The following is a 23,413-nucleotide window of genomic DNA, read 5'->3' as shown; positions in this document are numbered from 1 at the left end:
CCCGCCAGGAATGGCAGGTGCGAGCACCTGGGAGCCGTCGGTGATGTCGTCGCACCTGCAGACGCCGGACGCCGGCCCCACGCCAGATCGGCCGCGCTACAGAACCGAAACGACACCTCCGCACACCCCGCTGCGGCCGACGTGGGCATGCCGGGCATGCGGTCAGCCGTGGCCATGCCCGCAGGCCCGGCTGCTGTTGAAAGTGGAGTACGAATCGGCGCTCCCCGCGCTCTCGATCTACCTCAGCGGGCTGATGTTCGAGGCGATGCGCGACCTGTTCCACCTCAACCCACACGACGGACCGAGCCCGCAGGAGATGTTCGACCGCTTCGTGGCCTGGGGCCCATTCCGAAGATCGATCCTCAAGCAGCGGTGAGCAAGCACCGCAGCCTGCCGCTGGTGAGGGGACCTCCGCGACGGCCTGGCCGAGACGTCCCCTCTACATCACCGCACGACAAACGCTCGCATCACCGCCCCGACGGCGGCCTGATACGCGCTCATCCCCGTTCGCGATCAAGGAGGAATCTTGAGCATCACCGCAGACAGACCCGTCACGACCGTCGCACAGGACCCGCGCACGCTCGTGTCGGGCGAGGTGTTCGACAAGCTGACCCGCTACTTCGCCGCCCGGCAGGAGGTGAGCCACACCTACGCCGAGCGTGCGGTCGGGCAATTCCTGGTCTTCCTGAAGGCCCACGCCGACCAGGCCGGCAAGCCCGACTTCGGGATGCTCCTGCCGACCGGCGAGTCCTACCGGGTCGTGCCCACCCGACCGGTCGACGCCGTCTGGCACGCCCTCCTGCAGATCAGCGAGCCCTACACCGCCGCCTGCCACCAGATCGCCGGCCACTACGTGCACCACCGCCCGATCCTGACCGAAGCCATGCGAGACGGCACCGCGATCACCTACACCCTCGCGGCGTTGCACGACACCGGCTACCAGATCGACATGGAATTCTGGGGCGGTGAGGCCGAGTCCTGCTGTCCGCCGAACCCGCCGCAGCCCGGCCGGTAACAGAAGAACCTGATGCGCAGCGACTGGACGGCCCTGCCCCGCAGCGTGATCACCAGGATCACCGAACAGGTCGGTGGAGCGTTCGAGGCATCCCCGGCACCCGACGGCAACCACGCACAGATCGCCTCGACCGTCACCGGCCCGTCCGGACCGGTCTTCGTCAAAGCAGCCTTCGGCGAATGGGCCGTCCAGTCGCTGCGCTACGAGCTGGCCGTCACCCAAGCCGTCGACCGGTACCCGCCGGCGCTGCGGTGGCACTTCGAGGCCGATGGCTGGCTGGTGGTGGGGACCGAGCATCTCGCCGGCCCCCACCCCGACCTGTCCCCCGGCAGCCCGGATCTCGACCTGCTCACCGCCGCCCTGAAAGACCTCCAGCAGACGCCGGCGCCGGGCGATCGGTGGTTCACCCCGGCCGGCCGGCTCGGGTTCGCGCACCCGGCGATGGACGGCGGGACACTCGTGCACTCCGACCTCAACCCGACCAACCTGATCATCACCCCGCACGGCCTACGCATCGTCGACTGGGCATGGGCCACCAAAGCAGCTGCCTGGGTCGAACTCGCGCTACTCGTCCAATGGCTGATCGGCAGCGGCCACACCGCCGACCAAGCCGAAGACTGGCTCGGGCAATTCCCAGCCTGGACCGCCACAAGCGCTGACGTGCTCAACCATTTCGCCTCGGCCAACGCCGCGAAGTGGGCGACCAAGGCCCGACACAACACCGAGCGCTGGGTGCACGACCTCGCCCGATGGACCGGCGAGTGGGCGATCCACCGGGCCCACGGGGGCGTAGCTCAAGGCCGTGAGCCACGGCCGAGGGCCCGGCAGTCTTGACAACCGGCAGGCTGCACAAGATCACCCCACGCCCCAGGATCTCGGCCCGACCAGGTCAGGGATGAACTCGCGCGCTGAGCGCCCGAACCGCAGGGAGCCAACAATGGCCGATCCGCTCGACACCGAGCTCACGAAGATGGCTCGCGCTCGACTGGTCGACACGTTGCTCGCCGACGGTGCGATCACCTCACCGGCCGTGGAAGCGGCATTCAGACGGGTCCCGCGGCACCTGTTCACGCCCTCGGGAGTCAGTGTCGAGGCCGCGTACGCCGACGACGTGGTGGTCACCCGACGCGGCCCGGACGGCAAGGCGACCAGTTCGATCTCCGCGCCGTGGCTTCAAGCCGCCATGCTGCACGCCGCCCACCTTCAGCCCGGCGCACGGGTGCTGGAGGTCGGATCCGGCGGCTACAACGCCGCGCTCATCGCCGAGGTCGTCGGCCCATACGGCACGGTCACCAGCATCGACATCGACCCCGCCGTCATCGCCCACGCCCGCACCGCCCTCGACACCGCCGGCTACCCGCACGTTGCGGCGGTGCACGCCGACGCGGACGAAGGATGGGCGGCGGCCGCCCCGTACGACGCCATCATCGTCACCGTCGAGACCAGCGACATCCCACCCGCCTGGACCGACCAGCTCACCCCCGACGGCGTCCTCGTCGCCCCACTTCGGATGCGAGGCCACACCCGCTGCCTCACCCTCGTCCGCGACAGCGGACACCTCGTCGCCACCAATGCCCTCGTCTGCGGCTTCGTCCCGATACAAGGCGCCGGCGCCAACCCCGTCACACCACACCACCTACGCGGCGACGACGTCACCGTATTCATCGACGACCCTGTCACCGAGGCCCTGGATCTCCGCGCGCTGCCCGCCGCCCTCAACGGACCTCGGCACGACACCTGGTCACCGGTCACCACCCCACCGGCGACCCCCTTCGACACCCTGCAACTATGGCTGGCCAGCCAACCCCACCCTCACGGTCTACTCGCCGTCGATCGGCAACGCGCCGCCGACCTGGCACCGCAGAACTGGGTGGCCTGCCCGGCCCTGCTCACCGCCGACAGCATCGCCTACCTCGCCACCCGCCAACTCGACAACACCACCTGGCAGTTCGGCGCCCACGGCTACGGACCCCACGCCACCACACTCACCGGCCACATCCTCGACCTCATCGCCGCCTGGAACCGCCACCACCGACACCAACCCGGCCCACACATCGCCGTCTACCCCACCGGCACCGCACCCAGCCCCACCAACCACCTGCGGCTACTGATCCCCCGCCCGCACACCACCATCGCGATCACCTGGCCCAGCAAGGGCCCCTCCACGCCTGCGCGAAACACCGCCGCAAACATAAGGCGGCAGACCGGTCTGTGACGGCGTCCTCGCCCAAGTTCCATCCCCGCCTCACGCCACTCCTTGTGTAAGCGGTCAAAGGGATCTGCGGGCCGCAGCGACTCCGCAGGCCAGCACGGACGCGAGCGCGATCAACGCGATCCACAGCCAGGGCACATCCCGTGCGGCCGGACACCGATCGACACCGCCAATCCCAACTGAGCCAGCAACAGCACACACACGGCGACGCTCAGCGCCCGGTACGGCAGAGACGGCCGGACCTTGGCCGAGGGGCGGGTCAGGTAAGAGTTGGTCCCGCTGGGGCGTCTGGGACCGTCTCTCGGCGGTTGTGGGCCATAAGGCTTCGTCTCGGCGGTGCCCCGGTGACGAGATGCGGAGGCCCGGTTCCGACGTCGAGCATTTGCTGGACCTACCGCCCCGAGTTGGTGGTGGCGCATCTCCAAAGCCACTAGGTTGGCCGCCGGCAAGGGCCGCAAGGACCAGGGTGTCGAGCGGCGTTGCGGCGGGACTGCGATGGTCCCGCAGACCGAAGGGGGTGGTTAGTGGCGAAGCACAGGGCAAGGCCTTCAAGCCACGGTCCGACTGCGGGCATGAGCCGGTGGCAGCGTGCGGGCGAGGGCGCAGCGACCCTGCTGAAGCTCCTCTTTTGGATGCTGATGTTGGCCAACGTCCTGACCGGGAGCGCCGGGGGCGGGCACACCTGGCTCAATAGGCCAGGTGTGCCCCTTCCGGGGTGTCAAGCCGCCGCTCGGGCCTGGACAGTTGCGAGCGTCGGCCTCCTCATCGCTCTGTATCGCGTTGGAACTGACAACCTGATACGGCGCGAGTAATGGGCGAGACTGCCTGACGGACCGGAGCGAGTCAACACAGGGCTGTGGTGTGTTCTGGTCCTAGGTATCACCTGGGCGGGGACGGTGATGTTCGCCGTTCCCGCCCGTCTCGTCGCTACCTGACGCTGCCCGCTGCCCATGCCGCTAGTTCATCGCGGTGGTAGATGTTGGCGGTCCCCCCCTTCTGCCCGGGGTAGCCGCTGCCGCTCTGCGATCAGCAGAACCTCCATGTGCGGCGGATCCTCTGGCCTCCAGAGCAGACTGCTGTCAACGCCAGCTAACTTTTTCAGGCGGAGCCGACAACTGCCGCAGAATCAGCCGAGCAACCCTCCCCCATAGGCTCTCGCGTTTCCCGTACGGTGTCCCCTGCGCCGTAACGAGCAAATCACTGTATGCGTTGGCATCTCGCGGGGGCTGGGACTGATGTTCGGAGACAGAGCCAATGATCGGCTGTCCTTGGCGAACCTCGACTTCCTCGGCGACGACGACACGCTGCGCACGAACGCCGCACACGCTGTCGACGAGTTCGCTTCCCGGTCCGCGCCGAGGCTTCACTCCGGCCAGGACCGCACCGCGTCCGTGAGCCTGCTCCTCACCAGAGCCGGACAGGTGGACGATGTGACGATCAGCCGCGACTGGCGACGCCAGGCCGGCGTGACCCGTATCGGGGATGCCGTCTACGAGGCATACACCGGCGCGCTGAGAAGCCATCTCGAAGCCACCGCGCTTGAGGAGTTGCAGCGAGACCAGCCCGCCCCAGCACGACCAGCACAGCCGCCGGCCACCAGCACGGAACCCGAACTCGACGACGACCTCTGGCTGCAGCGCACCTGGGGCGCCCTGCATCACAACGACGCCGAACTCGCCCGGCTAACCCACGCACCGGAGCAACCCGAGCAACGGACGATCTCCAGTCCACACGGCTGCCTAACGCTTCACCTGCGCGGCCCAGGCATCACGGCGATCACCGCGGATGCGGGGCGCGTCGCCCGGATGGACACCCAACAACTCCGTTTCGAGACCCGATCACTCTTCCGGACCTACGAACTCGCCCACACCAGCGAGAGGCAGGCGCGGCGATGAAAGACCTGGCAGTGATCACCGATGCGCTGCGCGACGAGGGCAAGAAGTGGCTGGCGATGTCCGACAGCATCGCGAAGGTCAAGACAGCCGCCGAACAGCTGCATCTTGAGCCGTCCGCCTTCTTCATCGGCGACGCGAGCGTGGTCCTGCACGCCGTCTCCTACCGGGACTTCCACACGTTCATGGTGCGGATCCTCAACGGCGCCGTCACGGAGTTCGATCAGATCGGCGCGGCGCTGCGGCGCATCGCTGACGAGTACGACCGGGCCGACGAGGTCATCTCCCTGGACCTCGACAAGATCTACCGCGCATGACGATGGAAGGCAGTGCAGGTGCAGCCCGCAAGCAGCGACCTTGAGTACGGCGAGCCGTTCAACAAGGCGTTCGACCAGATCCGCTCTGGCATCGACCGAGCCGTTGGCTCCTTCAACGACATCGTGGAACGCGTCAACGAGCACAGGTGGCTCCTCGGACCCGCAGGGCTGTGGTGGATCAAGCAGAACCTCGACGCCACGCGCCGCGCCATGACCATGGTGCTCGACCAGGTCGACCACGCGCTGGAACGCCAGGTGCCGGTGCTGTCGCTGATCAACGTCAGCTTCCGGTGGGTCAACGACGTCAAGACTCCCGTCTCCGAGTTGTCGTTCACCGCCACCGAGCCACGCAGCGACAACATCGCCAAGTGGAGCGGTGACGCGGCGATCGCCTACAACGCCAAGGCCACCAAGCAGAAAGCCGCGATCGACGAGTCGGTGCTGAAGGCCGAATTCATCAGCCAATGGCTGTTCAAGATCGCCCGCTCGAACGTCGACTACGCCGTCGAGCTGGCCAAGATCGTCACCGGACTCGCTGGCAAGCTGGCGCAGGCCGCCACCGAGGCCAGCACCGTCATCGACATCCCCTGGGCCATCTCCACCCTCGCCAAATCGGTCGGTGACCTCGTCACCGCCGGCCTCAACACCCTGCTGACCGTCGGGCAGCGCTTCATGGACGCCCTCGGCAACATCCGGGACATTGCCACCCAGGTCGGTGACTACTCGAAACTACCCGGAAGCCAGTGGCCGCAAGCCGTACGAGACTGACCCAGCACGACACGTCCCTCTCCAGAGGCCATAGCATGCGCTACCCGGCAGGCGTGGGCATTCACGCCAATCGGAAAGGCAGGGTTCCGGAGCGACGAGTCAAGGCCGCTCAGGCCGTCGGCACCGCCGCTTGCGTGGCCCGCAGAATCGCCAACGACTTCTCCGCCAACACCGAGTTCGCAACGTACGATTCGCCGCCGACGGCGAGCCACACCTTTACCACCAGGTTGCCGGTACGCGCGTGCACCATGTACTCGGCGTACCTGAACCCCGGTGATGACCGCTTAGTGAAAGCCTCCGCCTCCTCCCCCACGCCCGGCACCGCTCCGGCGGGCGTCATCCCCGTAGCCCGCCGCGTCCCGCGATACAACTGCCGCGCCTCCTCGGCCGTCGCAAGCGTCGACGCCTCAACCCGAAGATTCGCCTGATAGCCAGCCTTGGTGCGCATCTCGAACAGGCAGGCGGCACCGGGCCGAGCCACCGGCGGCTGCGGATCTTCGCGCGTCACCTCGGACGCCAGGTCCGCCACGACCTTCACATCCGTCCTCGCGCACAGGTCCAGCCCGTCCGCGGTGTATGCCGGATCGTCAGGTGCCGTCGGCCTGGCTGTCACGCCGGCAGCCGAGGCAGATGGCGGGGTAGGCGCCGCGATCGGAGCGTCATCGGCGTTGTCACAGCCGGCCATCGCTACGGCGAGCAGGAAGGCAGCAGTGGCGGCCGGGAGACGGACCGAGGTAGACACGACCCGAACATACCCGCTGTCACCGGACACGACTGTCCGCGCAAGCGACGACTAGGGTTCACGTATGGCCGCCCGTGAGACACCGGAGCAGATAGCCCGCACGCGAACGGTCACCGCCGACGCGGTCCTCGGCGGCAGTGTCGACCTCCGCGTCTACCCGTACCGGCTTCTCACCGTCCTGTCGCATCGTGGCGTGGGCGGTGACCAGGTCACGCAGGCCATCATCGCCGCGGAGGTGCTGGAACAGTTCGGCTGGGAACTGATCACTGTCTCCGAATTCGCGAGCAGCAGGATGGTCTACGCGATCATGCGCCGACGGTGACGCCAGACTTTCCATGACTACCGCGGGGCGCCGTCGCGGAGGCGGCTGCCCGCGCCGAGGGTCTGGTCCGCCTGGTAGGGGTTCGTCCGCGTCAGTTCCTCGACGTCCGAGCAGCCACGGAGCAGCCACGATCACCGCCGCCCAAGCTGCAATTGGTGTTCGGGCACCGGCGTCAGCACCGGCGGCACGGTCACGGTTGGTGAAAGCCCCCTACCACGGGTCGGCAGGCCAGTGCAGAGCTGCGTCTGGAAACGCCGCTGGGCGGCGTCTTGCCGCCCTCCCCGGGGCCAAGCTTGGATCGAGTCCGGCGCATCCGGGTACTTGCCCCCGTTGCTGACGTACGCGGCTCCGGCGTCCGCGAACAAGCACGCTCACCTGGGCGGATGAGAGCTGCGTGGTGGGGGCTCGTAAGCCTCGATCAGTGTGGCGGGCATTTTGCAGTTGTAGGTGAGCTCGTCGATAGCGACCCGGCAGGCCAGTGCGGCTGCGGCCACCACCGCGCCTGGCGGCGTTGAGGACACCGGCTCGTCGCAGCCGTATTCCGGTGTGGCGTCGGTCTTGGAACCGGGCGCCAAAGGTTCGTGGTGGCGTTCCGCGCCGCGGAGGGGAAAGCGGTCAACCCGAGCGACGGCCCCCTGCCGCTGAATGCAGACGGACACAACCGGTGTGGGAATCTGACTACTTGCCCAGGTGAGCAGTGCCGTCGCGCGTGCGTCTGCCGTTGCGTCTACGACCAGATGATGTTCGCGGAGCAGCTTTACCGCCTGCTGAGGAGTCGTCAGCCTGTCGAAGGTGCCCTCGACCCCGCTCGTGTCGAAGCCCAGGGCGGAAAGGCGAGCCTTCACTGCGACGACTTTCGGGAAGCCGACAAGGCCTTCTCCTGCCAGGTGGCGTACCAGGTTCCCTGGTCGTAGTAGTTGTGGATCGAGAAGCGTCAGGTGCCGGATACCATGCCGAAACAGCAGGTCAGCGACGAACGAGCCGACGGCACCGGCACCGACGACCGCGACGTGCCGGTCAGCCAAGTCGGATGCCGCCCAGCCAGCTCGCAGCATACGGGTCGCCACACTCGTGTCAGCCGCCTCACACGCACGTACCTCGATGGGTGGCCTCTCGGACAGTGCTGGACTGACAGCAAGCGCCAGGACGCCGTTGGCGGTATGCCTTCTGTAGCGCAGAACAACGAACTGAAGGACGCCGATGGACACGAGCCATGTGAAATGCTGAGCGTCTGCGCCGAGGACCTCACACAGTGAGGACGCATCCTGCACCGGCCGATCCAGATGGCCGACGTCGGCGATCCAGGCGAGAGCACGGTGCTTCCGGCCTATCTTGATGTTTCCGGTGCTTCGGCCGTGCGTTCTGCGTCGATCGGGGCGACCGGGGTGCTTTGGTGGTTGCTGCGGCTCGTCGGTGATCTCCACGCGGTGGCCGCTGTCGCTGGCATGGGTTCGTACGCAGCCCTTGACGTTGGCGAGCCTGTCGCGGTCGTACAGCACGAGACGGGGGTCGCTGGGGAGGTACCTCTCCAGGTCACAATCCTCGTCGCCAGGCCAGCCAGCGTCGGTCTGCCGCAGCCACGCAGCGACTTTGCGCAGTAGCTGACCTGGGTCACGCCAGGGCGCGTTGTCGAAGGGCACGCTTGTCGGCCACAGGCAGAGGGAACCGTCGGCGTCGCGGTGAAAGGTCATCTGCAGCGGCACCCCGGCGTCGAGGATGCGAATCTGCGGAGGGCTAAAGGGAAAAGCCGCGGTCAGCGTGACCTCCACGGTGGCTGTCGCTTCCTGCCCGCCGCAGGGCTGCCACCGCAGCGGACCGCGCTGTGTCTCGGTGTCACCATTAATGCCGGCGGCAGCGAGGTCGCGGCGGAAGTTGTCACGCTCGTCGGTGAGGTCCTTCGCCCATTGGCCGATCATGCGAAGCGTTCGTTTCCCGCCGGGACAGGCGCCGCGACGACGAGCCGGCGGGTCACACCTGGGTCGGCATTAAGAGCGTCATGCGCCGCAGCGGCAGGTCTCGAGCCGAGAGCGTGCGCGGTTCGGGCGAGCATGTCGTCGGTGTGATGAGCCTCGGCGATCGCCGTAAAGTCGCGCAGGGCCGCCTCGAGCCATTCGAAGAAGCGTCGAGGGCGGGCCGGGTGGCCAATCCACCGGTCGGCGAAGTTCTCGCCGGACTCAACTGGGTTGGCGATGACGTATCTGCCGAGCTTGTAATCGACGTGTGTCGGCATCTGCTCAACGACGTGGTGGAGCACGTCGAACAGGCCGCCTCGGGGCTCATACGACTGGGCGGCGAGGGTGGTGATGATGATCGAGGAAGGTCGGTTACCAAGGTCATCGGTGAAGAAGATGTCGCGGTGCCGCTTGAGTGCTTGGACGGTGCGCTGAAGCGTCGTCTTGAAGAAGCGCCTCGGCAGGGCTTCGACGTCCATCTGTCTGTTCTCCGCGACCCTGACGGCGCCGGCTCTCCACTCGTCGTACTGGACGTCGAGGAACCAGTCCGCATAGTCGATCGGGGCTGAATGGTGCCACCTGGAAGCCTGCGTGTCCGTCACCAGGATGCCGTTCGGCCCGGCTTCGAGGTTCGGGATGGCTGGCAGGATGTCCATGTGGAACGGCAGGGTGTCGTGTTGGAAGGTCCAGCACCGGCGGCCCTCGTCGTCCAGCGTGAGTCCCAGCTCTGGGTGCTCCTTGGCGAAGTGCTTCAGCGCTTCCCCGACGTCTGCTTTCAGGTCGTCGCGCGAGGTCTCGGTCTTGTCGAGGTCGTGCCTGCACACCATGTCGAGGTCGTACTCGTCGCGTCGGTGGATGAGCGCGGTAACGGTGCCCAGCCTCATCGACCCCTGCGGGTAGAGGGCACCGCCGGCTTCGTTGTCGGCCCAGTAGTCGCGGAGGAAGGTGCACGCCACCTTGTATGTGGCTTCAGCAATCAGGTATTGCTCTTCGGGGATGTCAAACGATTCGATGCCGGCGCCGAGCACTCGGGCAAGCCGATCATCGCGGCTCATGTTCATGGTGGTCCTCCAGTGCGTGATAGTGGATCTCGGTCTGGTGGCCGCCAAGGGACAGTGATCCGTTTCGGCGGCGCCGGTGAGACCGTAACTGACGGCTACGACAGGAATCGGGTGAGCGAGTTGCCACGGCAGCCGAAGCAGTCACGAACCAAGATCGTGCGACCGAAGATCACGGAGCTGAATAGGGTTCTTGTTTGGGCCAGGTCGGCGGGACGGTGCACGTTCTGCAACACATCTGTCGTCGAGTCGGCCGAGCTGGGCGAGCCGGTGCCGATAGGAGAGCTTGCGCACAATGTCGGTTGGTCCGAAAGTTCTCCCCGGGGTGATGATCCGCTACTTCTCGACCAGAGGGGTAACGCGAGCAACCTCATTTTGGCGTGCCGGAACTGCCATAAGCCGATCGATGACGGCGGCGTTGTCGGCCGCTACACGGTAGAGGAGCTACGACGTCGCAAGCAGGATCATGAAAGCCGGATCGAGAGTTTGACGGCCATCGGAGCCGACCGCTCCGCCTACGTGCTCCGCGTCGTAGGCGACATCCGCGGAGTCCCTGCCGAGTTGACGCGGCCAACCGTGCTAGCCGCGACAACAGCAGTCGGACTCTATCCAAGAATCCTTCCGGGCAGCCACTGGGACTCTGACGCTGACCTCGATCTCCGCAATCGGGGCAGCCTCACCACAATGTCTGACTTCGAACGCCTAGCCCACGAGATAAGGGACTTCACCAGCCGTGTGCATGATGGCGTGCGCCGCGATGCTGTTGCCCGCCTCGCTGTGTTCGCCTTCGCCCGCATCCCGCTTTTGATCGCCCTAGGGGCGCACCTGGATGACAAAGTCCCTACACTAGTCTTCCAACGGCGGCGCACAGACGTCCTCAATGCGTGGACCTGGCCAAACGACCAGAGACAACTCGTCATGTTCGGGGTATCAAGGGTCCGTGCGGGCCTGCCAGGCCAGCCCGTTACGTTGATCGTGAATCTGTCCGGCACTATCCATAACCACGACCTGCCGGCTGAGGCAACGACCCATCACCACATTTATGTGATCACTCCGGTGCCGCCTGCCCGGCCGGGCCCAAACCTGATCTCCTCTCCTGTCGACCTTGCCTCCTTCGAGGAAACGATGCGTGGCTTCCTTGCGGCTCTTGAGGCGAACCACGGAAATCTGGATTCGATCAATGTCTTCGCCGCGATTAGCGTGTCGGCTGCCGTAACTGTCGGCCGCGTTCTCATGCCCCAGGTGTCGCCCATGCTTAAGATTTATGACCGCGACAACAATGGAGCGTTCTTCCTCGCGCTGCGAGTTCGCCGTTAGACCAGGGCACGCAGACGCAGGCTGACGGGTGAACCGAGGTTCCCGCTGATCCACTTCTCACTGACCCCGGCCAGCCCCCGTACCGGAACTTCAAGCACAAGCGGGGCGGTGAATGCGAGGATCCCCTGCTCGCACCAGCAAGGACTGAGGGCGCACGCGCTGGTCGATGCGCGCGCGTACCCCCTGCCCGGTGGCAGCATGACTGCATCTCAGCGGTCCGGAGGGCTGGCTTTCACCCTCTCGACCAGGCGCAGCTCATCAGGTCGTGGACGAAGCTGCCGGTCGCAGTCTCCGGCGGCTTCGCCCCCACGGACGTCGAAGCCAGCAGACGACACGACGCTCCTGGGACATCCTCGTCGTCGGTCGCGGAGTCACCGACTCCCTGGACCCCGCCGTCGCCGCGGGACCTCGCCGCATCGATCGTACTCACCGAAGGGCACCACCAATGCCCATCACCCCACTCACCGTCGATCGCATCCCTGACCTCGAAAAACTGCTGGCGTTGGGAGAGCCGTACATCAGGCTGCGGGACTCATCGGACTACTGGCTGTACGCCACGCTGTTCGCCGACACTTGCCCACTAGCCATCATCGACGGACAGGTCGCCGGGAGCGTGATCGCCTTCCGAAGCCAGGTCGACCCCTCGGAAATCTATCTGCAAGACGTGATGACCCACCCCGGCCACCGCCGCGAGGGAATCCACCCGGGCGCTCGTAGAGGCAATCCACCGGCAGGGCTCCGCCTGGGGATGCCGCCGCCTCTTTCTCACCTCCGAACCCGACAACTACGCCGCCCACAGAACGTGGCTCGCTCTGGGCTTCAGCAACGTTGACGGTGACACCACCGAGGCTGGTGTAGCCGTGACCTACAACTACAAGGGGCCGGGGAAGCACCGCGCCGTGTACGAGCGACCGATCAGCGGCTAGCAAGGCACCGGCGGGCCCGCCCAGGTGCCGAGCCCCGGGAACCTCCAGACGTACGAAATCGCGGATTGGCTAGAAATTGATCACTGTCTCCGAGTTTGCGAGCAGCAGGACGGTCTACGCGGTCATGCGCCGGCGGTGACGCCAGACCGCCATGACTACCGCAGGACGCCGTTGCGGGAGCGGCGGCTGGACGATGCGTCCACAGAATGACAACTATGTTGCGGTTCCGCCATCCGCTGCTGTGTGTCGCGCCCAGTGGCTCAGCACATCGTCCAGTCCTCGACGGTCAGAACTAATTCCTCGGCGCGGGTGGTCGGGATGTTGTGCCGTTTGGCGATCTCCGTCATTGCCGCTTCCTCGCTGATTTCGACGTCGTCCTCGGTTGCCTGGTTGAACTCAGTGTTGAGCACGTATGCCTGCTCCGTCGGGACCTTGCAGGCGTTGGGCTGCGTCAGCTTGTCCCGGACGATGGTTTGATTGAGCCGGTAGCCTCGCCAGGACGCGGCGTCTCCCTTGGCGGCGTGGGACCAGCGCCCGTCTGGCGCCCATTCGTAGACCGCGTAACTCGGCACGACCTCACGCCGGTCATAGGTGACCACGATTGACAGCGCCTGCCATCCCTGACCTCGATGGCTCTCGACAATCTGCGACGCCACGTCAGTGACCTGCTGGCCGGTAACGGGGTAGACGCGTAGTTCCACCCGGAGGGCGAGACGACGAGCTCCGGAGCCGGCGCTGACGTCTCGTCGTTCAAAGATCTCGTAGGCAGCTGCGGGATGTTCAGGTCTCGCTTCGCGAGTTGCTGCTGCCGGGGGTGTGGTAGCCGTAGCGGTTGGTGAGGTACGCACAGTGGTGGCGGAGGCGGGCTCCGGCGTGCGGGCGCTCGGTGAGGGTACCGGTTCGGTAGCAGGGCTGGCCGGAGCAGGGCGAGGGGGCGTGGGGTCGCCGATGATCAGACCAAGAGTGGCCAGACCCGTTCCACCTACGCAGCACATGAACAGCCCACCCACGACCACCACCAACAGGACGAGCCCTACCCTTGCATTTCGAGATGGGGTCCCTGCGGCCACGGCTGGTACCAGTGAGGGCTCTACGGCCGACAACCCATCGGGCCCAGGCGGCTGTTGAGCCGAGGGCTCAGGCGGACCGGGCATCTGCGGCACGGCATCTCCAGTGAGAGGGCGTACCGCGATTGTCGCCGCCGCTGCAGCCCCGCGCGCTCCGCCGAACAGCGGAACCATCAGCCCCACAACGGCACGCGCGTCCGTCGAACGCTACTGCGGCGCGGGTGGGACGACTTTGGCCAAGTCGCTGACGAGGCCGTACAGGCTGGAAACTTCTTGTGCGAGGTCGCCGAGAGTGATCGTGGGCGGCAGCTGAACCCGGGCTCCGAACATGCACGCGCCATCAATTTTGGCCTGCGCTTCGCCGAATCCGATACCCACATATCGGGGCATGCCAGCGGCCACGATCTGCTGATGGCCCGCCCTGTCATGCGCGGCTCTGGGGCGGGCGGGGTTGGTGACCCAGTCGCTTCGCGCGGTGTCCATGAGTGGCCACATCGCTGCCAGGTAGCGCCAGTTGTAGCAGGCAGAGGTCGTGATGTTCCGCTGCTGCAGGCACACCTTGATCGACGGCCCACGCGGCTGTCGGGGTCCTTCGCCTGCATACTTGGGAAAATCTCGGACCGGCAGGTTCTCCTCAACCTCGACCAGAATCCGGTAGTCCTTTTCTGCTGCCTCGGTGTACAGCCGAGCAACCCAACTGACGCCGGCGGAGGAGGAGACAAGGTCATGGCGAATCGGGGCTGGAGGTGCGAGCTGCCCGTGGAGCCATGACATGCGCGCGCGGAGTGCGATCACGAAGTCTTCCCCAGGCATCAGGTCGTTCCAGGCCGTTGCGGCATCGACTGCCGGTAACGCGCCAGCAAGGTGCGCGATCCACGCGGTGGCGCACGTGGCAACCCAGGAATTCGTGCTCGCCTTATACGCCTCGAGCAACGTCTCCCACGTCAGCGTCCGCCATCCTGAACCCGACCCCACATCAATGACGAGGCGGCCGGGAAACACGAGCACGTAGACGGCAGCGTCCGGGACCGCGGCGGCATACCGCTCCAACTGGAACGTGCCGAGCCCGGCGAGGACCTTCACCTCCATGACCGCCACCCGTTGCCCCTGCCGCTCAATCACGATGTCCGGCTGGCTCGCCGGATCAACCGCCACCTCCCTGCGGACCACCACGTCCCCCAGCGGACCAGACAGCCCGAGCAACCGACCGAGAGGAGCAGGATCGGTGGCGACCATCACGGCCAGCATGTCCGACCAACGCACCTCCGACGACATCGGCAAAGCAAACCTGATCGCGGGCAGGATCACAACGCTCACCATCGTTGCTGGAGCGCTGATCGTCAATCAGAAGTCCGTCCAACCAGGTCCGCCCCAGGGCCCGGCTCACCCTGCACCGATAGAACCTGCGGGTGCGCTAGCAATTGCCCGCCGAAGCCCGCGGCAGCAGGCGAATCGATGCCGAGACATGTATAACGACAGCGAGCCCAGGCATGCAAAGATGGCCTGGCGGGTCGGGGGTCTGCGGCTGCAGCGGCAGGAGTACGTGCCGCGGGGGGGCATCGAGCACTTCATCCCCGGCTCCCGCACCCCACGGATGTCGTAGGGCGTCCGGACCTCCTGATCCGCCATACGGTGTCCTGGGATCATGGACCCGGAGGACACCGACACGCCAGCCAGCGCCCAACTCGTTCATCGTGGTCACCGCAGCCAAGACCACACCCGCTGCAGCACCTCGAGGCTGGCGCCGGTCATCCACCAGTGCCCTGGCTGGGCAATGTTGGAGCCGGCACTACCGGGTCCCCCCGCCGCGCGCGCCGCCACAGAGATCCATCTATTTCCGTCTGCGGCTCATCGTCATCGGGCTTCCACGGGTATAGCCGGACGCTGACGAACCGGCCCAGTGTAGGAACCGGGAGTTCCAGCTCGGCGGCCATCCGCGGATGCGGCGCGTAATGACCGAAGATCACAATGCCCTCCGGCTGAAGCTTCCTACGAGCGTCCCGCACTCGCTTGGCGCTGTCGACCTGCTGGGCGGCGGTGAGTACTGTTGCCCTGTTGATCAGTTCTCCGGTCAACTCCCTGAATAGGTTCGTGACCGCCGTCTGCCCGCGAGTGGCGTAGGCGATGAGTTCGAGCTTCCGCGGATCAGTGATGTGCAGCAGCGTGTTCTTCACTAGATCCGTGCCCGGGGAGATCCAGAGGATGCGGTCCCGACCCCGATCGTTGAGCCGGCGCTTACCGTCGCGCTGCTTGCCCGGCGGACGGAGGACGTCCTCGCTGATGCGGATGAGACCAGACGCCCAGCGGGCGGTGTATTCATTCGCCCATATCACGAGGGCGATCTTGTCGCCGCGGCTGTACATCTCCTGGGGGATCTCCCAGTCGTACAGATTCAGTGACCACTTGCAGTCGACATCGACGCCAGCGATTCGAAAGTCGAGGTCCTGACCGTCGTCGAACCCGAACTCCCGCTGCAGCCAGATCTCGACGAGTGTGCCAACGTGCGTCTTCTCCGTCTTCAGCAGCTGGGTATAGTCCCATCGCCCGGTGCGCTGGCCGTCGTAGATTTGGTCGAGCGCCTCCCGGATGGCGTATCCGGTGCGGACACCGTCGGGGTCGAGCGATCGGATCGCGGCATGGACCGCCCAGATCTCGGGGTCCTCGTCCGGCGACGGTGGACGGGCGTCGGTACGGAACGGCGCTGGCCCGGTCACCATCCGGGGCCTGCCGGCGATCGAGGGCCGGACCGGCAGGACCCGGTTTCGGTGGACGCGCAGTGTGCGCGGAAGCGCGGCCGAGACCGGATCGTCTTCGAACAGCTCTCCTTGCACGGTCGACACAGGAGCAGGGTGTCAGAGCTGCGAACCATCGGTCAATCAGCGAGAGTCCGGAATTCGCTGTCCGGCTGGCGGATCAGTGCAGGTATTTCTTCAAGTGTCTAGCGATGGCTGCGGCAAGACCCGAGGGAACGGCGTTGCCGATCTGCTTGGCGATCTCCGTCTTGGAACCGCACCACTTGTAGTCCTTCGGGAAGTCCTGCAGCAGTGACGCCTCGTAGTGGGTGATGACCCGGTTGACTCGCCGATCCGGCCGGTTCGGTTCCCATTGCGGGTGCAGGTATTGGCCCTTCTCGGGCTTGAAAAACTCGGTACGGATCGTCAACGACGGAGCGTCCCAGCGCATACGGCCCATGACGTCGGTGGTACCGGTCTTCTTCTCCCGCCAGCATCGCGACAGCAGGTGATCGGGAAGGTTGAACCGTCCGCCGCCGGGAGGGATGTGGTCATAGCGCTCAAGCGACATCGTGGTCGGCTGACGCCCGAAGTGGATGTCGTAGCCCGAGAATTCGCCTCGGATGCCTTGTTCGAAGAACACCGTCTCCCTGCTTGGGAGCTCGGTGGTCGTCGGGTGTTCGTCGACCCATCCGATCGCGTCGCGTACCGTCCTCCACGGCCTCAGCTCCCCGGTCGGGACCTTTGCGTGCGTGGGTTCGGGGAGCGGGATCTCACCGATCCGCGACCCGATGACGATGGTACGCGGCCGGCGTTGCGAGACCCCGTAGTCGGCCGCCAGCAGGACACCGGCGGTGAGTTTGTAACCTTGGAGGATGCCGTGGTCGGCCTCCTCCATCAATAGCTGGAACTCGTTGGTGCGCGAGAACCGCTCTACGTTCTCGATCACGAAGACCTGCGGATGCGCCTTGACGACGAAGCGTAGGTACTGCTTCCACAACTTGTTGCGCGGGTCCTCGACTGACTTGGTGCCGAGGTTGGAGAAGCCCTGACACGGCGGCCCACCGATGATGACGTCCGCATCGGGGATCTCATCATCCTTGATCTTCTCGATATCCTCCCACCGCGTGTGTTCCTTACCGAAGTTCGCGGCGTAGGTGGAGGCCGCGGCACGATCCCACTCGACCGAGAGAATCGGACGGAAACCTTCATTATGGAAGCCGACGGTCATACCGCCACATCCTGCGAAGAGGTCGATCATGCTCAGGCGGTCGCTCACCTGCGACATGATAGTTCGCCTCCCGCCTGCCACAAGCCAGCCGCGCCAGTGAGGTAGAACGCATGTCCGACAGATCGTGGGCGTCCTCGATCGGCGTACGCAAGTCGATGCAGGCCAACACCGGCCGCGACACCAAGCCGGAGCTGGCACTGCGGCGCGCCGTCCACGCACTGGGCCTGCGCTACTACGTCAACCGCCGACCGATCAAAGCGGTACGACGCACCGCCGACCTGCTGTTCCCCCGACTCAAGCTGGCCGTCTTCCTCGACGGCTGCTTCTGGCACGGCTGCCCCGAGCACCACACGATCGCCAAAACCAACGCGGCGTTCTGGTCGCAGAAGGTCGCCACCAACCGGCGCCGCGACGTCGACACCAACGAGCGATTGACCGCAGCCGGCTGGACTGTCATCCGGATCTGGGAACACGAGGCGACCACCGACGCCGCCGCCCGCATCGCAGCGGCAGTGACCGCGATGCGCCGCACGCCCTCGGATTATTGATCTCAATCAAACCCCTCCTCCGGGCGGCGCGACTTCCTCAATCAACCTCGGCACCCCACCATGCAGCCATCCAGGCTGCGCCCCGAAATTCACGCTCGCGGCACCCGGAGGGTCAAGTCGTGCTGGTGATATGCGGCATTCGAATACCCGAAGGTCGTTCGTCAACCCCGAGGATATGAACAGCTTTACGCGAACGGACAGACTCGTCGACCCGCTGGGAGCTTCGGGGCTCGGCGGTCTTCCGGCTCGGCCGTTGATGTCACCCGTCGCATACGGGCGCGGGGTTTCGGCGTCAGGCTCAGGGCTCGAAAAGCTTACGGTCCGCCTCGTCCCTTAGGCCGCGGCGCATCTGTTCGAGAACCTGCCCGGTCAGCTCCCCGTGTCCCAGGACTTTGGACATGGCGACCGCCACCCACGCCTCTCCGGTCAAATCGAAGGCCAGAACATCGGCGAGCTGCCGGTGCGAGGTCCATGTCCCGCAGAGCAGCGCGAGGCCCTCCCTCGCCATGTCGACACGGGTAGCCCGCACCCGACGCATCGGGTCTGCACGATTGGCGCAGACCGTGAGGATTACGCCCCGGGGGATGACCGTCTCCGCTGCCGCGCGAAAGAGCGCCTTGAGCCGTGTCTCCTGCCCAGCCGAGCCGAACACGACCGCCCGGTCCGGCTCCGACAAGCCCTTCAGTGGATTCGGCCTCAAAGGCGTCCACTCGTATAGAGGCACGCTGTACGTGTTGAAGGCGGGCACGGAGATTCCCCGCTTACGGTCGCCGTTGCCGTCACCATTGTGGAGAAACGCCCGATGAGTCCGCATGAGCCACGCGCGGTGCCGGTCACGTACCAGATCCACGTGGACCAGCAGACAGAGCTCACACTGTCCCTCGCGAGGGATCATCCAGCTCTGCGATCCGTCTGTCGTTGCGGTGCCTTTTACGTCGACGGGCACCCCAGCGATCTCGGTGTCGGGGTGTCTCTTCTTCTCAAGGCCAAGGTTGTCTAGGGCCTGTCCTGTCGATCATGGAAGCCAGATGATGGCGGCGATGAGGATCAGGCTGGCTCGGTAGAGGGATGCGCGTTTGGCGTAGCGGGTGGCCAGGTCACGCCATTGCTTGAGTCGGTTGAAGCAGCGTTCCACGACGTTGCGTTTGCGGTAGGTCGCCTTGTCGAAGGCGGGTGGTCGCCCGCCGGTGCTGCCCTTGGCGGCGCGGCGGGCGATCTGGTCGCTGCGTTCGGGGATGACGTGCCGGATCCCGCGTTGGCGCAGGGCTCGACGGGTGGAGTCATGGGCGTAGCCCTTGTCCGCGATCAGCACGTCCGGACGTTTGCGGGGCCGGCCCGGTCCGGGCTGGTTGACGCGGATCGCGTCGAGCAGGGCGAGGAGCTGGGGGTTGTCGCCGGCCTGGCCCGGGGTGAGCAGGATCGACAACGGCCGGCCGCGTCCGTCGACTGCGAGGTGGATTTTCGTGCTCAGTCCTCCGCGTGATCGGCCGATGGCCTCGCCATCTTGCGCACCAGGCGTCGCCGGACTTGTCGGGGAGCCCCCTTTTTGCGGGCGCCAGCGGCATGCTGATGCGCCCGCACGATCGACGAGTCGATGCTGATCGTCCACTGCACCGGTGTGCCGTCGTCGTGCACCTGCGCCGCCGCGAGGATCCGATCCCATGTCCCGTCGGCGCTCCACCGACGCAGCCGCTCATGGCAGGTCTTCCACGGCCCGAAACGTTCGGGCAGGTCACGCCACGGCGCACCCGTGCGCAGCTTCCACAAAATCCCGTTGATGACCTGCCGGTGATCTCGCCACCGCCCACGAGCACCGCCCGGCTCCGGTAGCAGCGGCGCGATCACCGCCCACGCCTCATCGGTCAACTCACCACGACGCACCACCGACACATCGTCAACGACCAACCCCTACAAGATCGGCAGGACACGCCCTAGTAGGTGGTATTGGAGCTTGGTGCCGACGGTTCGGCGTTCATCGGCTTCGACACGCTCGTCGAGCAGGTCGAATCGGTGAGTCCGGTAGCCGTCGAGGACATAGAAGATGGAGTCCTCGACCGCATCGCCGATGAGCTGGCTCAGGTCGGGTCGTCCGACCAGATCGCGACGAACCGTCTGAAGACCCACGTCTTCCTCCGGTTGCTCGATGACGTGCGAGTCACCCGTGAAGTCACTGATGCATCGCGAGCCCACCGGAGCTACTGGGTTACCTCGAGCGGTCCGCTGTGTAGCAGCCGTAGTCTGCCCCTCGGCGCTGGCATCTTCGAACGCAACCACCACTTCAGCTTAGTGCGCAGGATGCATGAAGATCAGAGCCTACCGGCCGTGCTGCAGGAACTACCTCCTTCCGGCGTGTTTGGCTGCGTCCTCGAAGACAAGCACATGTGGTGGCCGACCGGGGGCGTCGGAACGTCTCGGACGGGTAGGCCAGGGCGCAGCACCCGGGGCGAGGGCAGCGAAGGCCCTGTTAGCGAAGTGTTTGAGAAGTCGGTTCAGGTGTGGGTTGCCTGGGCCGGTTTCGTGTGTCGGGCCAGGCGGGTGAGCATGACGTGGATCATGGCCCAGGTAACGAAGGCGGCGTGGCTTGTGGGTAGGTGTTCGTAGTCGCGGACGCAGCGGCGTTTCTTGCTGATCCAGGCGAAGGTGCGTTCGACGACCCAGCGGCGGGGCAGCACGACGAAGGTGTGTTGTCCGGGGAGTTTGTGGACCAGGTGCACGGTGAGGTCGAGGGCGTGGCGGGCCCAGGTGCTTAGGGTGCCGATGTAGCCGCCGTCTGCCCAGAGCGGGCGTAGGCGGGGGTGGAACAGCCGGGTGCGCCAGAGCAGGTCACGGGCGATGGTGCGGTCGTTGACGTGCGCGCCGGTGATCATGACGGCCAGGAGTAGGCCCATGGTGTCCACGACGATGTGGCGTTTACGGCCGTTGACCTTTTTCACGACGTCGAAACCGCGGCTGTGTCGGGGCACGGTGTCCGCGGCGCGCACCGATTGGGAGTCGCGCCGGCGGTGGGATGCCGGTGCCGTCCGGCGGTGGTGCGGCACTGCTCCCGCAACCGGTCGTGCAGACGCATCAACGTGTGATCAATCATCGGTCGCGTCCGCGCTGGTGGTGTAGGAGACGGCCATCGCGTGATCCGGTCTGATGTTATGCGGCGATCGAGGTCGGGTCGGTCTGGTCGGTGGCGTGTTGGTCTGTGTCGATGGTGATCAGGCGGGCTTTAGCGAGTAGTTCGAGGCCCATGTAGCGGCGTCCTTCGGTCCACTCGTCGGTCTGCTCGGCCAGGACGGCGCCGACGAGGCGGATGATCGCCGCCCGGTTCGGGAAGATCCCGACGACGTCGGTGCGACGGCGGATTTCCTTGTTGAGCCGCTCCTGTGGGTTGTTCGACCAGATCTGGCGCCAGATCTCGCGGGGGAAGCCGGTGAACGCCAGGAGGTCGTCGCGGGCGGCGTCGAGGTGCTCGGCCGCGGCCGGGAACTTCGCTTCGATCGTGGTCACGACCCGGTCGAACTGGGCGCGGACAGCGTCGGCGTCGGGCTGGTCGAAGATCGTGCGGACCAGGGTGGCGATCCACGGCTGCGCCGACTTGGGCACCTTCGTCAGCAGGTTGCGCAGATAGTGGGTCCTGCACCGCTGCCACGAAGCTCCCGGCAAAGCCGCCCCGATCGCGGCCACGAGGCCGGCGTGGGCGTCGGAGATGACCAGGCGGACACCGGACAGGCCTCGGGCGGTCAGGCTGCGCAGGAACGCCAACCAGCCGGCGCCGTCCTCGTCGGAGGCCACGTCCAGGCCCAGCACTTCACGGCCGCCGTCGGCGTTGACCCCAACCGCGATCAGGGCGTGGACGTTGACGGTCCGGCCGTGCTCGCGGACCTTCATCGTCAGGGCGTCCATCCACACAAACGTGTAGTGGGCGGCGTCCAAGGGTCGGTTGCGGAACGCCTCCACCTGCGCGTCCAGATGCGCGGCCATCTCCGAGACCTGCGACTTGGACAGCTGCCGGATCCCGAGCTGCTCGACCAGCTTCTCCACCCGCCGAGTCGACACCCCCAGCAGATAGCTCGTGGCCACGACCGAGACCAGGGCCTGCTCGGCCCGACGCCGGTGGGTCAGCAACCACTCCGGGAAGTAGCTGCCGTGTCGCAGCTTCGGGATCGCCAGGTCGATCGTGCCGGCGCGGGTGTCCCATTCCCGAGGCCGGTAACCGTTGCGCGAGTTGACCCGCTCATCGCTGCGCTGCCCGTACCCGGCGCCGCAGATCGCGTCGGCCTCGGCGGACATCACCGCCTGCACGAACGTCTTGATCATCGCTTGCAACACGTCCGACGACGCGCCCTCGATCTGCTCGCGCAGCAGGTCAACAGGGTTCACACTCTCTGAAGCGGCCATCGCGTCCTCTTCTCCTTCTCTGACTTGGTCGTCTTGAAGGATCGACGCGATGGCCGTCTCTCATCTACGCAACACGCCCATCACGGGCAAGTCGTACACCACTCCCGTGGACGCAACCTGATCATCACGCCGCCGGGCGAACCACCAATACATCGTTCCTGGTGGCGGGAAGTCTCGCGGTAAGGCGCGGTAGTCCTCGAAGCGCTCAGTAGCATGCAGCCGCAGCGCACCCCCGGGTGACTCATCGATCCGACAGAAGGCTTCTGTCGTGCCTGGGGCCGCTGGCTCCCGATCTGCGCGGCGAGTTCCTTCGGCACGACAATCAGCCACGAGGAGCCGCGCAGCAGGCGACGGCACTCATTCACTGCGCTCACGTTTCCGCTGCTCCGGTGGACAGTTTTACAGGAGTACGCAGTCCTCGACGATATTGTCGTCGCCGGTTCGCGGCTTTCGCGTCCTGCCGAGCAGACGCCACCGGACCGGCAACCCAGGCTACCTAGAGGTGCCATTCGATCGGGCACTATTCCTGGAGACACTGCATCAAACGCAGAATTCTTTAATCGCAGATGACTCTCAACCGAAGCAGAACCTCAATGAGCCATCGACAAGACTGTCGGGTCAAATCATCACCGAGCAATGACACGTAGGAGAATTGTCCGCATCGCCGCTATTGTGGCGATAAGTATAACCATGGTCCAGAAAGATCAGCCGAACGGCTGAAGTGCTGCTCACTATCGCAACGATTAACCTCTTGCGGTCGGATACCATGCTTTGGCTGTAAGAACGGGGTGAAGCCATCGTGCGCACTGTCCTCAATCCGCGCGTTCACCGGTCGGTTGGCTTCGTCACCACGTTGGGTGCGGGCGTGAAAGCGGATACCACCGGTCTGAGTGGGTGCGGGTGGCACCACAGCCTGGGGAGTGCTAGT

At 65.8% G+C, this 23,413-nt stretch carries 21 protein-coding genes and 1 pseudogene; 10 read left to right on the top strand and 12 right to left on the bottom strand.

What is annotated here, in order from left to right; all coding sequences use genetic code 11:
* Positions 1-43: 43 nt before the first annotated feature.
* From FB454_RS27325 to FB454_RS27295, 7 genes are all read left to right on the top strand, one after another.
* The gene (locus FB454_RS27325) at positions 44-376 is read left to right on the top strand and encodes a hypothetical protein (protein ID WP_013284953.1); all 333 of its coding nucleotides are present in this window, start codon (positions 44-46) and stop codon (positions 374-376) included.
* 150 nt (positions 377-526) lie between these two features.
* On the top strand, positions 527-1,015 hold the full coding sequence (locus tag FB454_RS27320; RefSeq protein WP_114919793.1) for a glycine-rich domain-containing protein: 489 nt from the start codon (positions 527-529) through the stop codon (positions 1,013-1,015).
* 12 nt (positions 1,016-1,027) lie between these two features.
* Positions 1,028-1,849 (top strand): protein kinase family protein, encoded by an 822-nt coding sequence (locus FB454_RS27315; protein ID WP_013284951.1) that lies wholly within the window; start codon positions 1,028-1,030, stop codon positions 1,847-1,849.
* A 103-nt stretch (positions 1,850-1,952) separates the two neighbouring features.
* Entirely contained in the window at positions 1,953-3,230 is a 1,278-nt protein-coding gene (gene fxlM, locus FB454_RS27310) for a methyltransferase, FxLD system (protein ID WP_013284950.1), read from the top strand.
* A 1,265-nt stretch (positions 3,231-4,495) separates the two neighbouring features.
* A complete protein-coding gene (locus FB454_RS27305; RefSeq protein WP_240322309.1) occupies positions 4,496-5,122 on the top strand; it encodes a hypothetical protein in 627 nt (208 codons plus the stop codon).
* Positions 5,119-5,436, top strand: a complete 318-nt coding sequence (locus FB454_RS27300; RefSeq protein WP_013284948.1) for a hypothetical protein — start codon at positions 5,119-5,121, stop codon at positions 5,434-5,436. The genes FB454_RS27305 and FB454_RS27300 overlap by 4 nt, the downstream gene beginning before the upstream one ends.
* 18 nt (positions 5,437-5,454) lie before the next feature.
* A complete protein-coding gene (locus FB454_RS27295) occupies positions 5,455-6,204 on the top strand; it encodes a hypothetical protein (protein WP_240322308.1) in 750 nt (249 codons plus the stop codon).
* A 109-nt stretch (positions 6,205-6,313) separates the two neighbouring features.
* Here FB454_RS27295 and FB454_RS27290 read toward each other — a convergent pair whose 3' ends face one another.
* Entirely contained in the window at positions 6,314-6,946 is a 633-nt protein-coding gene (locus tag FB454_RS27290) for a hypothetical protein (protein ID WP_240322307.1), read from the bottom strand.
* 64 nt (positions 6,947-7,010) lie between these two features.
* Here FB454_RS27290 and FB454_RS27285 point away from each other — a divergent pair, with 64 nt between their 5' ends.
* On the top strand, positions 7,011-7,268 hold the full coding sequence (locus tag FB454_RS27285; protein ID WP_013284945.1) for a hypothetical protein: 258 nt from the start codon (positions 7,011-7,013) through the stop codon (positions 7,266-7,268).
* A 371-nt stretch (positions 7,269-7,639) separates the two neighbouring features.
* On the opposite strand, the gene FB454_RS27280 is transcribed toward FB454_RS27285, so the two are convergent.
* Both FB454_RS27280 and FB454_RS35055 read right to left on the bottom strand, forming a co-directional pair.
* The gene (locus FB454_RS27280; RefSeq protein ID WP_013284944.1) at positions 7,640-9,184 is read right to left on the bottom strand and encodes a ThiF family adenylyltransferase; all 1,545 of its coding nucleotides are present in this window, start codon (positions 9,182-9,184) and stop codon (positions 7,640-7,642) included.
* Positions 9,181-10,281 carry a nucleotidyltransferase domain-containing protein gene (locus tag FB454_RS35055; RefSeq protein ID WP_013284943.1) on the bottom strand — a complete coding sequence of 367 codons (1,101 nt, stop codon included), beginning with the start codon at positions 10,279-10,281 and terminating at the stop codon, positions 9,181-9,183. The genes FB454_RS27280 and FB454_RS35055 overlap by 4 nt, the downstream gene beginning before the upstream one ends.
* Positions 10,282-10,293: 12 nt before the next feature.
* Here FB454_RS35055 and FB454_RS27270 point away from each other — a divergent pair, with 12 nt between their 5' ends.
* Positions 10,294-11,595, top strand: a complete 1,302-nt coding sequence (locus tag FB454_RS27270) for an SAVED domain-containing protein (protein WP_275896025.1) — start codon at positions 10,294-10,296, stop codon at positions 11,593-11,595.
* Between the two features lie 1,186 nt (positions 11,596-12,781).
* Here the strand turns inward: FB454_RS27270 and FB454_RS27255 are convergent.
* The 4 genes from FB454_RS27255 to FB454_RS27240 all read right to left on the bottom strand — a co-directional run bounded on the left by FB454_RS27255 (position 12,782) and on the right by FB454_RS27240 (position 17,608).
* Complete coding sequence (locus FB454_RS27255; RefSeq protein ID WP_013284941.1) at positions 12,782-13,177, bottom strand: hypothetical protein; 396 nt, start codon at positions 13,175-13,177, stop codon at positions 12,782-12,784.
* A 618-nt stretch (positions 13,178-13,795) separates the two neighbouring features.
* The gene (locus FB454_RS27250) at positions 13,796-14,932 is read right to left on the bottom strand and encodes a PDDEXK-like family protein (RefSeq protein WP_145755703.1); all 1,137 of its coding nucleotides are present in this window, start codon (positions 14,930-14,932) and stop codon (positions 13,796-13,798) included.
* Between the two features lie 404 nt (positions 14,933-15,336).
* Complete coding sequence (locus FB454_RS27245; protein ID WP_049794810.1) at positions 15,337-16,428, bottom strand: NaeI family type II restriction endonuclease; 1,092 nt, start codon at positions 16,426-16,428, stop codon at positions 15,337-15,339.
* A 73-nt stretch (positions 16,429-16,501) separates the two neighbouring features.
* Positions 16,502-17,608: a DNA cytosine methyltransferase gene (locus FB454_RS27240; protein ID WP_013284937.1), complete on the bottom strand. Its 1,107-nt coding sequence runs from the start codon at positions 17,606-17,608 to the stop codon at positions 16,502-16,504.
* A gap of 53 nt (positions 17,609-17,661) precedes the next feature.
* Here FB454_RS27240 and FB454_RS27235 point away from each other — a divergent pair, with 53 nt between their 5' ends.
* Positions 17,662-18,099, top strand: coding sequence for a very short patch repair endonuclease (locus FB454_RS27235; RefSeq protein ID WP_013284936.1), 438 nt, complete (start codon positions 17,662-17,664; stop codon positions 18,097-18,099).
* A gap of 298 nt (positions 18,100-18,397) precedes the next feature.
* On the opposite strand, the pseudogene FB454_RS27230 reads toward FB454_RS27235, so the two are convergent.
* The 5 genes and pseudogenes from FB454_RS27230 to FB454_RS27210 form a co-directional block, all read right to left on the bottom strand.
* Positions 18,398-19,072, bottom strand: a pseudogene (locus tag FB454_RS27230) (NaeI family type II restriction endonuclease); the annotation flags it as partial.
* Between the two features lie 42 nt (positions 19,073-19,114).
* Positions 19,115-19,980, bottom strand: a protein-coding gene (locus tag FB454_RS27225) for an IS5 family transposase (RefSeq protein ID WP_013474031.1) whose coding sequence is annotated in 2 segments (ribosomal slippage) — positions 19,115-19,647 and positions 19,647-19,980 — 867 coding nt in all. Because the reading frame shifts where the segments join, the coding sequence is not laid out codon by codon here.
* A gap of 27 nt (positions 19,981-20,007) precedes the next feature.
* A complete protein-coding gene (locus FB454_RS27220) occupies positions 20,008-20,373 on the bottom strand; it encodes a PDDEXK family nuclease (protein ID WP_145823781.1) in 366 nt (121 codons plus the stop codon).
* A 215-nt stretch (positions 20,374-20,588) separates the two neighbouring features.
* Positions 20,589-21,080: a transposase gene (locus tag FB454_RS27215; protein ID WP_049794809.1), complete on the bottom strand. Its 492-nt coding sequence runs from the start codon at positions 21,078-21,080 to the stop codon at positions 20,589-20,591.
* A gap of 160 nt (positions 21,081-21,240) precedes the next feature.
* Positions 21,241-22,485, bottom strand: a complete 1,245-nt coding sequence (locus tag FB454_RS27210) for an IS256 family transposase (RefSeq protein ID WP_013284934.1) — start codon at positions 22,483-22,485, stop codon at positions 21,241-21,243.
* Between the last annotated feature and the right edge of the window lie 928 nt (positions 22,486-23,413).

It is taken from the genome of Micromonospora sp. CNZ297, from assembly GCF_007827625.1.
The sequence above is the reverse complement of the archived record's forward strand: the minus strand, read 5'-3'. Positions and strand labels throughout refer to the sequence as shown.

Bases quoted from the DNA above. Each gene is read 5' to 3' on its own strand.
- FB454_RS27325 (WP_013284953.1), top strand. From the start codon at position 44: ATGTCGTCGCACCTGCAGACGCCGGACGCCGGCCCCACGCCAGATCGG.
- FB454_RS27315 (WP_013284951.1), top strand. From the start codon at position 1,028: ATGCGCAGCGACTGGACGGCCCTGCCCCGCAGCGTGATCACCAGGATC.
- fxlM (WP_013284950.1), top strand. From the start codon at position 1,953: ATGGCCGATCCGCTCGACACCGAGCTCACGAAGATGGCTCGCGCTCGA.
- FB454_RS27300 (WP_013284948.1), top strand. From the start codon at position 5,119: ATGAAAGACCTGGCAGTGATCACCGATGCGCTGCGCGACGAGGGCAAG.
- FB454_RS27285 (WP_013284945.1), top strand. From the start codon at position 7,011: ATGGCCGCCCGTGAGACACCGGAGCAGATAGCCCGCACGCGAACGGTC.
- FB454_RS27280 (WP_013284944.1), bottom strand. From the start codon at position 9,184: ATGATCGGCCAATGGGCGAAGGACCTCACCGACGAGCGTGACAACTTC.
- FB454_RS35055 (WP_013284943.1), bottom strand. From the start codon at position 10,281: ATGAACATGAGCCGCGATGATCGGCTTGCCCGAGTGCTCGGCGCCGGC.
- FB454_RS27240 (WP_013284937.1), bottom strand. From the start codon at position 17,608: ATGTCGCAGGTGAGCGACCGCCTGAGCATGATCGACCTCTTCGCAGGA.
- FB454_RS27235 (WP_013284936.1), top strand. From the start codon at position 17,662: ATGTCCGACAGATCGTGGGCGTCCTCGATCGGCGTACGCAAGTCGATG.
- FB454_RS27210 (WP_013284934.1), bottom strand. From the start codon at position 22,485: ATGGCCGCTTCAGAGAGTGTGAACCCTGTTGACCTGCTGCGCGAGCAG.